Below are 12,864 nucleotides of genomic sequence, written 5' to 3'. Positions count from 1 at the left end.
CACTATATCCTCGTTAGACTTTTCTGTACTGTTCTTAGAAATTAATGAATTCAAAAATAATCTATTACTAAAGCCTATACCAAGAATATATATAATCTACTTTGGAATATAATATGGTTATTACATATGTTTTTTGTGTCTGAGCGAGCCTATGTCCAGTAATAGGTTGCTTTAATGACCAAACTAACCTATGATGTAACTAACTTAATACAATTAATATAAAAACTTATAAAATCAATAATATATCAGACCGATTCATTACGCTTAGTTATGTTGTCTCTATATTTTTTCTGAAGTTAGTATGATTGTTTTAGCGACATTTACCTGATAATAGGGAGAAGCTGATTGTCAACAATCAACGATTCAACAAATCCAGTAACGCCAGATCTCTGCCAGCTTGTATATATAAGCCGGATTACCTCTACTGGTCTTTCAAGTCCTAGCACGCTTAATGATATCTCAGAGACCGCGGTTGAACGCAATCAAATAGATAATGTCACCGGTATTCTTTGCTATGGCAATGGCTACTTTTTACAGTGTGTCGAGGGATCAGAGCAGGCACTAACCAATCTAAAAAATCGTTTGTTGGTAGATGATCGACATAAAGAATTAAAGATTTTAGACTTTTCCGAAATTACCAAACGTCGTTTTGCCAGTTGGTCATTACGTTCGATTACCCTTGAGCGTTGGATGACTAAAGAGCCTGAGCTTAAAAAGTTAATGCCATTTAAGCCGTATGAGTGGGATTCTAATGAGTGGCAGAAGTTCTTGGACGTTTTGCAAGGCTACTATGAAGAGCAAACGAGAACAGGTAATGTCGACACGCCTCCTGTCAAATACAGTACGCTAGGGGTCACTCTAAGTAAGGTTGTAGGGCAGCATCAGGCGTTCTTTTTAATCCAGACGATATTGGGATTGATGATAGTTGCTACGTTGCTATGGTTACTGCTGTAATCGATAGATTTTAATAAAATTGTCCATTAAGCGAAGTTATATTTATAATTAATAAGACAACCAAATAGAAAAAGCCAGCATCAATTGAATGCTGGCTTTTTTATTTAAAAAAATAAGTTGGCTCTTAATGAGAGACGTAAAAAAACCCAGTTCATAATAAATTATGAACTGGGTTTTGGTGGTACGCTTGTTAGTCTAATCTAATGCTAAGCAATAGTGCCAACAAGTGACGCCAAATAGTGGCGTCCCCAGGGGGATTCGAACCCCCGTTACCGCCGTGAAAGGGCGGTGTCCTAGGCCTCTAGACGATGGGGACTAGTAACAACACTTCAACTGCTTTCACCATTTATGCTGAAGTGGTGCGTATTTTAATAGCGACGGCGCTTCCTGTCAAGCCTTTTTCTACGTCTTTTTAAAATTAAATATCTTTTTTTAATTGCGCGACGAGGATGTAGGTCATTTCGCTTTAAATGATAGCGAATCCATAAAGAAGTACAGGCGCTAATCGTCAATGCGAGCAGCATATAGCCGAGAATGGTGCCCCATAACTTGAGCTGTGGATCCATAATAAAGTCCCTCCTATTAATCTTGATAGTGCTTGCTATCAAGACAGTGTGAGCAACTTAAACCATCTATAGGATATAACTGTATCGCTGAAGAGTGATATTTTATCATCAGACCGTTATTCATATCGAATAAAACAACCACATCTGTAATCACTAAAATAGTTCCGTCTATTTATTATGATATCAACCATATCCCTATTGATTGCCAAATCAAGATGTCAAAGTCATCAAGTATTACAAATAGCACTATTATGTATGATTGGCAATATAGGATATGTGACTTATTGACTGTCGCTATCAGCTGGCTCTTCTTTAGCCTCTTCATTATGCAGCGCATTGGCCAACATAGGATAGTTATTTAGTATATGGCAAAATAGCTCAGCAGTCTTTTGAGTGTCATACAGAGCTGAGTGAGCATTCTTACCATCAAACTCCAATCCTGCTGCTTTACAAGCGCGTGCTAGGACGGTTTGACCAAAGGCTAATGCTGATAAGGTTACGGTATCGAATACTGAAAAGTTATGAAATGGATTGTGGTTTTTGCTATTGGTTCGTAGCACAGCTGCATTCAAAAAAGCCAAGTCAAAATGGGCATTGTGCCCAATTAAGACACATTGACGGCATTCTTCGTCACGGCGTACGTCTTTTAACCCTTTAAAGATGCGGCGTAAGGCTGTTTTTTCATCTTCAGCAATAGCTTTGCGCATTGGGTTTTTAGGGTCAATACCGGTAAAGGCAAGCGCACTTGGCTCTAAGTTTGCGCCTTCAAAAGGCTCGATATGAGCATTAAAAGCTTCACCTGGATAAAATATACCTTGCTCATTCAGTAAGACGGGAATACAGGCAATTTCTAACAGGGCATCGGTCTGGGCGTTGAAGCCTGCTGTTTCCACGTCGACGACGACAGGCAAGAACTTGCGAAAGCGGTCTTTTAAGGCCATAGGCGCTTGCTCATCTGTCGCTGAAGCTGCATCTTCATCGGAAGTGCTTAGAGTAGCATCAGGACTGGCAGATTTAGGGTTTGATAAGTCTTCGTCAGGCAAGGTCGCTATGTTTCGATTGGTCATATAAAGTTAAATCACTTTTATCAGTCGTACTAATATATTGAATAAGAAATAAGCATCTTATGATACCAATCGTACCTTAGGTACAAAGAAATCTACTACAAAGGTATCATTAATATCATAGGATAAAATAATAGGTCGTTTATTGAATGCTAAGCTTTGTGGGTATTAAGCCTTAATTGACCAAGGTAGCGTTTCACCTGCCATTAAAGGCGTCAATGATGCACCATCAAAATAAGGATAGTCAGTCGGCACTTGCATAGGCGTGTTGACAAGCGTGATAGTGCTTTCATTTAGAGGTAAGCCGTAGAACTGAGCGCCAAAACGACTGGCAAAACCCTCTAACTTATCTATTTTTCCAACACTATCAAAAGCAGTCGCATACAAGGGCAGCGCCGTGGCTGCACTATAGCAACCTGCACAGCCACAAGCGGCTTCTTTTTTATCTGTCGCATGTGGCGCAGAGTCAGTACCTAAAAAGAACTTTGGATTACCACTAGTGGCTACATCTAATAGCACTTTTTGATGGCTTTCACGCTTTAAGATAGGCAGGCAATAGAAATGCGGTTTGATACCACCAACCAATAGATGATTGCGGTTAAACATCAAATGCTGCGGCGTAATAGTGGCAGCAACATGGTTACCTTGTGACAATACAAAATCTGCTGCATCGCTGGTAGTGATGTGCTCTACTACTATTTTCAATGTAGGGAATTTTACGATAATTTGGGCCAATACTTCATCTAAGAAACGTTTTTCACGATCAAAGATATCTATATGGTCTTGGGTCACTTCACCATGAATTAGCAATGGCAAATTATATTTTTCTAGTGCTTCAAAGACATCGACGCAGGCATTAATATTGGTGACGCCGTCTGCGGAGTTGGTAGTCGCCCCAGCAGGGTAGAGTTTGACTGCCTGTACGATACCTGACTGCGCTGCCAACTCGATATCTTGGGCAGTGGTGTTATCCGTTAAGTATAGAGTCATACGTGGATCAAAAGCTGACTTGCGCTCAAGACTTAAATCACTAGCTGCTAATTGCTCCATGATACGTGCGCGGTAGGCAATTGCATCCTGCGCATTTTTGACTGGAGGCACAAGGTTTGGCATACAGATGACACGGTTGAAGCTGCTTGCTGCATGAGGTACGGTCGTGCTCAAGGCGAGATCGTCACGCAAATGAATATGCCAGTCATCTGGCTGAAGGATGGTCAATTCTCTAATCGAATCAGTCATAGTGTCAAAGCGCTCTATATCGTCAAATAAAGGAAACAAAAGGGAGTGATACTGTGGGTCTATCATAACAGATTTGCCCACTTGACTAAATATAAGGCTAGATATCTATACATAATTCATCGAGCTAAGATTAATATCTTGTCGTTAAATGATGTTTAAATGCTGGTGGCAAAAATGAGGTTGACTAGAATTTAAGTCAAAAGCGCACGCCTTATGGCAGTTAGACTTTTGCCCATAGTAAATATGATGTACACTGAGCAGGTAATTATCGTTCAACTTGCTTTCGATTTGATCGTCGCCTTTTCTAAAACTATATTTCATAATGGGAGTTATTCATGGCTCAACTTGATCCAAAAAATATCAATAAAATCGTCTTGGCTTATTCAGGTGGTCTTGATACCTCAATCATCGCTAAATGGCTACAAGAAACTTATGATGCGGAAGTAATCACCTTTACCGCTGATATCGGTCAAGGCGAAGAAGTTGAGCCAGCACGAGCCAAAGCTCAAGCAATGGGTATCAAGCATATCCATATCGAAGATTTGCGCGAAGAGTTCGCTCGTGATTATGTATTCCCTATGTTCCGTGCTAACGCCATTTACGAAGGTGAGTACTTATTAGGTACGTCTATTGCTCGTCCATTGATTGCCAAGCGCTTGGTTGAGATTGCTAAAGAGCATAACGCCGATGCTATCAGCCATGGTGCGACTGGTAAAGGCAATGACCAAGTTCGTTTTGAGCTAGGTGCTGTCGCTTTGTCACCAGACGTAGTAACTATTGCTCCTTGGCGCGAGTGGGATCTATCAAGCCGTGAAAGCTTGATGAAATATGCTGAAGAGCATGATATCGCCATTGATTATGCGGGCAATAAGAAAAAGTCTCCTTACTCAATGGATGCTAACTTATTACACATCTCTTATGAAGGTGGTGTTCTAGAAGAACCGTATACTGAAGCAGAAGATGACATGTGGCGCTGGTCTGTCAGCCCAGAAGAAGCACCTGATGAAGCGCAATATCTAGAACTAGAATACGAAAAAGGCGACATCGTTGCTATCGATGGTGAAGCACTTAAGCCTTATGAAGTCATGATTAAGCTGAACGAAATCGGCGGCAAACACGGTATCGGCCGTTTAGATATCGTTGAAAACCGTTACGTCGGTATGAAGTCACGTGGTTGCTACGAAACGCCAGCTGGTACTATTATGCTAAAAGCGCATCGCGGTATTGAGTCGTTAACGCTTGATCGTGAAGCTGCCCATCTAAAAGATGAGCTAATGCCACGCTACGCAAAAATCATCTACAATGGCTACTGGTTCAGCCCTGAGCGTATGATGCTACAAGCATTGATTGACAAGTCACAAGAATACGTCAACGGTACTGTACGTGTAAAACTCTATAAGGGTAGCGTGAGCGTCGTCGGCCGTAAATCTGACGATTCATTATTTGATGAAAAAATCGCCACTTTTGAAGATGATGCGGGCGCTTATGATCAAAAAGACGCAGAAGGCTTTATCCGTCTAAATGGCCTACGTTTAGCTATCGAAGCTAGCCGTGGTCGCGATTTATCTAAGTAAGTTTTTGGGCTACTTATAGTCAATTTGTAACTTAGATCGCACAACAAAAAAGAGACTCTATATTGATAGGGTCTCTTTTTTTATGGCTAATAAATGATTGCTAAAACGTTTGCTTTGAGGGTAGCTATTCCAAAGTAAAAGGCTTTACTCAGCTTTTTCTGTCTCTACAACGTCAGATTCATCTTCGTCTACCATTACAATGGCGACATCTTGCTGTTGGCGCTCGTCAATAGCATCTTGTTCTAATACTTCTTCAGTTGCCAAGATCGCACCGTCAGATTTTTGCGACTGATACTTTAAGGTAGCGAGTGCACCAAGGACACCGACGACAAGTATGATGATAAGAATGACAGGATTTTTCCATAGCGGTGTAGAAGCCTCATATTCGATGGGCTTTTCACTAGTGGTGGTCGGTGTATTGTCGTTATTGCCGCCGATTAGTCCCAAACTTACCAAAGGCGGTTTAGGCGGATTGGCTGGTTCAGAGTTAACGCGCAGTCGATTTCGGCTGAGATAGATATCTGAGATTTTGGCCAACTGTAATAACCAACGTTGATGTGGTAAGGCAACGGCATGCATCTCCGTAAATACTAGCATATCGTTGTGACGACCTTGCTGTAGATTGTCAGGTGAGCGTCCAATGGCTTTTAAGTAATTACCTGTTGCCATTTGCATGTCTTGCACAGGTTCATAGTTTTCAGGTTTGAATCCGGTCAGCTCATACCAGTAAGGATCAAAAGAAGGTGGATTGCTTGATAACTGCTCAGCATTTAGTAACGTACGCTCCGCATTATTCTCTGAGTTGTTCTCTATCGCTTCAACAGCTTCAGTAGTTGTTTCGAGCAGGTCACTATTGCTTTCTGTCTCAGCAGATGAGGTATGCGTATGCTCTGGGCTAAATCGGGCCGCTGATAAAAACTGTGGTTGTAGTGCAAACCATTTATTGATCTCATCACTGTCTAGTTGACTGTATTCTGTCAGGATAGCCAATTCACGCAGCACAATCACGCACAATGAGGTGAGTAGAGTTTGAGCCTGCTGCGTCGTTGCATCGATCTTCTCAGCGATATGTTCGCTTGCCTTTATGACACGGGCGTTATCACTAAATACAGCATCTGCTGCATCGTGGCGATGGTAGAGTGTGGCGCTAATAGTTGCAAAGTTCATTGAGTTATACTGTCGTAACTCTTTGACAGCACTACGACCAAACAGCTTTTTGCTAACTGCTTGTCCCTGATGACGCTGCTGATAGGCGAGCAGCGCACTTATGATGGCTTGTAGACTGGCATCCATCCCTAAGCGAGCTTGCGGTAGAGAGAGCTGTGCCGCATCGGCCAAAAGTGACAGCATAGGCTGGGTATCATGATATAAAAAATCATACATCGACACACGTGTCGGTGAAATAGTCGTCATAATCTGCTAGCATCAAAAAGTGTGCCCCTATATTACGGTGCCAAATGTCTTGATACAATCCCTTGATAATAGAAATTTTCAATCATTTTACTAATAACCTTAATAGTAATCTGATGAATGACTGATAGTCGGAAGCATTTATGACCAATAATAAGACGCTTGATAAACAACTCGTGATTAATATCGCTGAGCAAACATTGACGCTGTACCAGCAGCAAACTGAGGTTGTGAGATACGTAGTCTCCACTGCAAAGAATGGTATTGGTAGTCAGCAGGATAGTGGTTGCACGCCGCTCGGTAGGCATGTCATTGAACAAAAAATAGGTGGTAGCGAGCCTATGAATGCGGTATTTGTTGGGCGTGTGCCGACAGGTGAGATATACGATGCAAATCTTGGTGAGCTACATCCCAAGCGTGACTGGATATTGAGTCGTATTCTTTGGTTAAGCGGTCTTGAAGAAGGGTTAAACAAAGGTAGCAATAGCCAAGGTGGTTGCGATACTTATGAGCGCTATATCTATATTCACGGTACACCAGATACTGAACCAATGAGTATTCCGCTATCACATGGCTGTATCCGTATGCGTAATGAGGATATTGTAGCGTTATTTGAGCAAGTAGAAGAGGGTATGCCTGTTACGATTGTGGCTAATTAGGACATGTTGTACATTTAGCCATGGCGCTGACAGAAGCTATTTAAACACAATAAAAAAGACAGCTGGTTATATAACCAGCTGTCTTTTTTATGGAGCAGTTTTACTTTATGAAATCAGTATCCGTCATAAACATAATATCCCTACCTCTACCAAAACGTTGAGCTGTCCGCAAATTTTGCTAAACGTGCATCAATATGATTCTGGTCAACAGTCAGTATGGCCGTAAACCAACCTGCACCATATAAAGCACTAGCATCTGTTTTTGATTTCAATTCATAAAACTGCTGTTGTTGATTATCATCGTTCAGTTGTTCTAACGCTTTTTGCGCTTTTATCAGCCTTTTTAGCCAACGTTTGGTTTTCTTTTTAGCTTTTTTCTTACTTAGTAAAGGCGTAGAAAATTCACTGATGTAACGTAAATCTCTTAACTGATTGAGCAGCTCGCTTTCAGGTTGGTCATTATCAGGAGTATCTGTGCTTACATCTAGATCTACGTCTACGTCATCGCTCACAAGCTCAGCAACACTTACTTCGTCACTTACTTCGTCAGATTTCTTATTGGTTTTAAGGCATTTTTTATATTGTTTAGAGAGGACTTTCGTTAGCTTATCGCGGGCAAGCTGATCAGTCTGAGGTTCAATGCTTGGGTCGCTCATAGTAAAGGCAGTCAGCTCTAACAAGGTTATCTGAAAATCATTGGCTTGCAACGTATTGATAGGCGTAATTTTGATATTTTCAATATCTGTTGTCCAGTCAACGGCAGGCGCGCCACATGCTTGTAGCTCAGGTTCTATCTGTGCATTGATATAAGCAAGTTGATAGTAATCGCTAAGCAAGGTTGCAGTTTGCTTTAGTATCGGTAGCCATTCAGGATTAATTTCATCAGAGAAGTCGGTAAATGCTTTCAACGCAGTACGCAAGCGATCAATACCAATCCGTAACTGTAGAATATGATCGTCCTCTATGCTGCCAGCGACGATAGCACTGCTGTTTGGTAATATCTGCAATAAGCAATTGTGTACGACCGCACGTATAAAGGCAGGTGCGCTGCTGTCTTTGTCTATTTGCAATTGACTTAGGTTTGCGTTGACCGCTGGACTGTAACTTTGTCCGTTAATAAGTAAGCTACCGTTTTCAGCTTTGGTAACGGTAGATAGACACAGCTTATAGCGCTTGCACCATGTTTTGGCAGTCGTAAATAGAAAATCTAAATCTCCTGACACCAGTTCAAACTCTATCTCTTGAATAGCTTTGCGTAGCGAGTCATCAGTACCATGAATAATCTCTCCTTGATCATAAGCCATTTCGATACAGTTATTGGTTTCATCCTCATTACTTTCTGTTAGCAACCGCGTAGTGCGCTCGACGTCAGTCACATAAAGTCGTGTTAGCGTCTTTGCTAGCTTTTTGAGTTTAAAGTCAGCCAATGCCGCAGCGATTGGAGTGTCCTCATATATTGTCAAATCAGGCATCAACTCATTATTATCGAGCATCGCTTGTACTTGCTCATTATCGAGTACGGCATTGTGTTCCAAGCGTGCCGCGATACCATCACCACCAGCTTTAATGGTTTGGACCCATGTATCGCCTTCTTTGCGAATACGCAGGCCGATACCTGCCTGTGCAAGCTGTTGGTCAGGCGTATCGTAATAGTATGCAGCCAGTTGTGTCACTTGTGAGGATTTAACGTGCGTTTGACGCATTAAACCCTTTAGCCGTGACTCTGGTACCAAAAACTTCAGCTCTATCTCTTGCATATTAGCTCCTAATAATTCTGACTGATGGCTCTGATCGATGGTTGTGATAAACCATTATTAGTCTACCACTCTCTGATTATTTAAACCGCAATAAAAAACCGCCCTACATGATGTAGGGCGGTTTTTTGATAAATACTGCTAATCTGTCGGTTATTAGAACTGGTTCATCGTGTTCTTGCCGCCGCCAGCTTTCAGAGCGTTATCGCCTGAGAAGATTTCTTTGTGGTCATCGCCAAGGTCAGAACCAGCCATTGCTTGGTGCTTAACACAAGAGATGCCTTCGCGGATTTCTTTACGCTGTACGCCAGCTGCATAAGCAAGCATGCCTTCTTCACCGAAGTAGCCTTTAGCAAGTTCATGAACGCTAAGAGCAGTCGTGTGGTAAGTCGGTAGCGTGATTAAGTGATGGAATACACCCGCTTCACGTGACGCATCACGTTGGAAATTCTTAGCGGCTACGTCAGCTGCAGCATCAAGTTCAGTACCATCGTAATCAGCGCTCATCAAATCATCTTTATTGTATGCAGAGATGTCTTTGCCTTCTTCTTCCCACTGTGCGATAACCTGCTTACGGAAGTTAAGCGTCCAGTTGAATGATGGGCTGTTGTTGTATACAAGCTTGGCTTTAGGCTGTTGCTCTTTGATACGGTCAACCATCATTTTGATGTGTTCTACGTCTGGAGTCGGTGTTTCGATCCATAGTAGGTCAGCGCCGTTTTCTAGAGCAGTTACACAGTCAAGTACAACACGGTCAATGTTAGTCTCTTCACGGAACTGATATAGACCGTTAGGTAGACGAACTGGGCGTACTAGTTTGCCGTTGTGCTTAAGTAAGCTGTCGTTTTCTTGAGCATTTTCTAGCGTTACTTCTTCCATTTCGATGAAATCAATGTATTTAGAAGCAAGATCGCCTGGCTCATTTGATACTGGAATTTTTTGCGTTAGTGATGCGCCTTCAGAGTCAGTACGAGCAACGATAACGCCGTCTTCAACACCAAGCTCTAGGAATGCATAACGGATAGCGTTTAGCTTAGAGATGAAGTCTTCATGCGGTACAGTTACTTTACCAGCCTGGTGGCCACACTGCTTAGCATCAGATACTTGGTTTTCAACCTGAATGGCACAAGCACCAGCTTCGATCATTTGCTTAGTCAATAGGTAAGTAGCTTCTTCGTTACCGAAACCTGCATCGATATCAGCGATGATTGGCACAACGTGTGAATCAAAGTTTTCGATTTTTTCTAGGATAGCTGAAGTGTCTTGGCCAGCTTCTTCAGCAGCGTTTAGCTCACGGAAGTAGTCGTTCAACACTTTAGCATCTGCTTGACGTAAGAAGGTGTAGATTTCTTCGATTAGCTTAGGTACTGACGTCTTTTCGTGCATAGATTGGTCAGGTAGTGGACCAAACTCAGAGCGTAGGGCAGCTACCATCCAACCTGAAAGGTAGATGTAAGTTTTAGAAGTCGTACCGAAATATTTTTTCTTAGCGTACATAGTTTGCTGTGCAACAAAACCATGCCATGCACCTAAAGACTGCGTGTACTGAGACGTATCATTGTCATAATCTTCCATATCTTGACGCATGATTTTTGCAGTATATTTTGCGATATCCAAACCCGTTTTGAAACGGTTTTGTGACATCATACGTGCAGCATCAACTTCGCTAATGTTCTGCCAGTTGCCGTGCTTTTGCTTTAATTCACGTACTAAGTCGATCGCTGATTTATATGCAGTTGACATCTATAGTCTCCTTGGTGGGGTGTAAAAACAAATAAGTTAATTGTTAAAATAATGGGTATGTCGTTTTACTAAAATCCGCTTTACTAAAACCTTTGTACTAAAAAGTAATATTCAAAATTTGGTCTATCATTTATCTGTCGAAGCTCTATTTACCCTAAACAAACCGCTAGGCTATTACAAGAAATTTGCTGAACTCAACAGTTGAAAATAATTGCTGGTTTATAAATATTTATCGATTCTCACTATATATCTAAAAGGTATCTGAATACTTAATAGCCAGTGATGTCATAATTGGTAGCAAGAGATGTTACAATAATGAGGTCAATTAACCGTATTTAACGACTGATAAAAACCATTAATATATTACTTAGCGACAATATTTAATCGGATGAAAACAGCTTGTGAACCTAAAGTTCGTCCTCTATGCTGCAAATCCTTTATAGAACTCACTATAACCACCTTACCAAGATTTATCTAATTTATGATAGTTATCTTTGGTATTTCTGTATGATATAATGTTTATATAACAGGGTCTTACGATAGGTTGGATGAGTTATAATGCGTGTCTATCAGAAAAAACCAGAACAAAATTAGTAAAAAATAATGAAATTATGCTGTTATAACGCACAAATCATTGTAGCAGCACTACAAATGCCAGCCTTAATATGGCGTTTACTCAAAAGCCAAGAGAACCAAATATGAATTTGCAGCGGGTTGATTTAAATTTATTAGTCCATCTAGATGTGTTGCTACGAGAAAAAAACGTCACTCGCGCAGCCGAGCAGCTTGGGATTACTCAGCCTGCTATGAGTAATATCTTGCGCCGTTTGCGTAAGCTGTTTAATGATCCATTATTGGTACGCTCATCTGAGGGTATGACGCCGACTGAACGCGCGCTTGAGCTACAGCCGCGTATCCGCGAGATACTCGCTGACTTGACTCAAGTATTGGAGCCACGTACTGAATTCCGCCCTTATAGTACCTCTCGTGTATTTCGTATTATGACATCGGATTATGCCGAAGCGACCCTAGTACCTAAGCTGGTAAAAGCACTACGTTCTGAAGCACCCAATGTGATTTTGGACTTTTTGACTCCATCAGACGTCTCTTACCGAGATATGGAGCAGGGACGAGTTGATTTAGCGATAAACCGTTTTAACGAAATACCTCAAAGCTTCCATCAGGTTTTAGTGTGGCGTGATACTTTTAGTTGCTTATTATCTTCTGACAGTCCTTATGCCAATCGTTTTAATTTGAAAAACTACCTTAAAGCACAGCACGTTTGGGTATCTAAAACAGGGATGGGTGTGGGCTTTGGGGTCAATCCAGAAAAATCTGGTGGACTAGGATCTATCGATCAGGCCCTGCAGCGTCTTGGTCAAAAACGCCAAATCAGTGTCTTTACTCGTCATTATCAAATGCCTGCTATGCTTGCAGCAAATAAAGATTTGATAGCAACACTGCCCACGCGTGTGGCAAGAATGCAGGCAAATAACGACAGCATTATGATGGAAGATCCACCGTTTTTTATTCCTGAGTTTGAGCTTACGATGGCATGGTCTCCTTTGTTGCAGCATCATCCAGCCCATCGCTGGTTACGTCAGTTAATTATGCATGTGGCACGACAAGTCGTTGCTGAAGAAGAAAATCCGCCACAAGAGATACCGGTTATTAATCATTTGTTTTGATTGGTTTGTGTGAGTTGAATCTATCTTTTATTAGAGCGAAATATTTTTGATTATCTGAATTTTTAGTAAGAGTATTTTTCTTTATCTCCCACTCTATATAGTTATTAGACCAGCCACTAGGCTGGTTTTTTTATGTCCTAAGGGTTAATAGTTAACACGTTCAATTTAGCCTTACTTAATAAGTCAGTCACACTATTAACATCTTCAACACAC

Annotated in this window: 10 protein-coding genes and 1 tRNA gene; 4 read left to right on the top strand and 7 right to left on the bottom strand. The window is 41.5% G+C overall.

The genetic code is table 11. The features are described 5' to 3' along the window. The first annotated feature begins 345 nt into the window (after positions 1-345). On the top strand, positions 346-954 hold the full coding sequence (locus ACQKCP_RS09360) for a BLUF domain-containing protein (protein ID WP_290177495.1): 609 nt from the start codon (positions 346-348) through the stop codon (positions 952-954). Between the two features lie 240 nt (positions 955-1,194). Here ACQKCP_RS09360 and ACQKCP_RS09355 read toward each other — a convergent pair. The 4 genes from ACQKCP_RS09355 to pyrC form a co-directional block, all read right to left on the bottom strand. Then, a tRNA-Glu gene (locus ACQKCP_RS09355) sits at positions 1,195-1,270 on the bottom strand. Positions 1,271-1,322: 52 nt separating this feature from the next. Then, positions 1,323-1,520, bottom strand: a complete 198-nt coding sequence (locus ACQKCP_RS09350; protein ID WP_134292217.1) for a hypothetical protein — start codon at positions 1,518-1,520, stop codon at positions 1,323-1,325. A gap of 281 nt (positions 1,521-1,801) precedes the next feature. Then, positions 1,802-2,461, bottom strand: a complete 660-nt coding sequence (rnt, locus tag ACQKCP_RS09345) for a ribonuclease T (protein WP_427612352.1) — start codon at positions 2,459-2,461, stop codon at positions 1,802-1,804. Positions 2,462-2,752: 291 nt separating this feature from the next. Further along, positions 2,753-3,823, bottom strand: a complete 1,071-nt coding sequence (gene pyrC, locus ACQKCP_RS09340) for a dihydroorotase (RefSeq protein WP_101206305.1) — start codon at positions 3,821-3,823, stop codon at positions 2,753-2,755. 335 nt (positions 3,824-4,158) lie between these two features. Between pyrC and ACQKCP_RS09335 the strand changes: the two genes are divergently transcribed. Next, positions 4,159-5,397, top strand: coding sequence for an argininosuccinate synthase (locus tag ACQKCP_RS09335; protein ID WP_057761167.1), 1,239 nt, complete (start codon positions 4,159-4,161; stop codon positions 5,395-5,397). A gap of 144 nt (positions 5,398-5,541) precedes the next feature. Here the strand turns inward: ACQKCP_RS09335 and ACQKCP_RS09330 are convergent, their stop codons facing one another. After that, complete coding sequence (locus tag ACQKCP_RS09330) at positions 5,542-6,810, bottom strand: hypothetical protein (protein ID WP_427612127.1); 1,269 nt, start codon at positions 6,808-6,810, stop codon at positions 5,542-5,544. 140 nt (positions 6,811-6,950) lie between these two features. Between ACQKCP_RS09330 and ACQKCP_RS09325 the strand changes: the two genes are divergently transcribed. After that, complete coding sequence (locus ACQKCP_RS09325) at positions 6,951-7,466, top strand: L,D-transpeptidase family protein (RefSeq protein WP_427612126.1); 516 nt, start codon at positions 6,951-6,953, stop codon at positions 7,464-7,466. 146 nt (positions 7,467-7,612) lie between these two features. Here ACQKCP_RS09325 and ACQKCP_RS09320 read toward each other — a convergent pair whose 3' ends face one another. Further along, on the bottom strand, positions 7,613-9,223 hold the full coding sequence (locus ACQKCP_RS09320) for a CYTH domain-containing protein (protein WP_427612125.1): 1,611 nt from the start codon (positions 9,221-9,223) through the stop codon (positions 7,613-7,615). Between the two features lie 153 nt (positions 9,224-9,376). Beyond that, on the bottom strand, positions 9,377-10,963 hold the full coding sequence (locus ACQKCP_RS09315) for an isocitrate lyase (protein WP_101206309.1): 1,587 nt from the start codon (positions 10,961-10,963) through the stop codon (positions 9,377-9,379). A gap of 698 nt (positions 10,964-11,661) precedes the next feature. On the opposite strand from ACQKCP_RS09315, the gene ACQKCP_RS09310 reads away from it, so the two are divergent. Then, complete coding sequence (locus tag ACQKCP_RS09310; protein WP_057761159.1) at positions 11,662-12,651, top strand: LysR family transcriptional regulator; 990 nt, start codon at positions 11,662-11,664, stop codon at positions 12,649-12,651. Positions 12,652-12,864: the final 213 nt, after the last annotated feature.

The sequence above is a fragment of the Psychrobacter sp. NPDC078631 genome (assembly GCF_050268165.1).
Lineage (GTDB): Bacteria > Pseudomonadota > Gammaproteobacteria > Pseudomonadales > Moraxellaceae > Psychrobacter.
The sequence above is the reverse complement of the archived record's forward strand: the minus strand, read 5'-3'. Positions and strand labels throughout refer to the sequence as shown.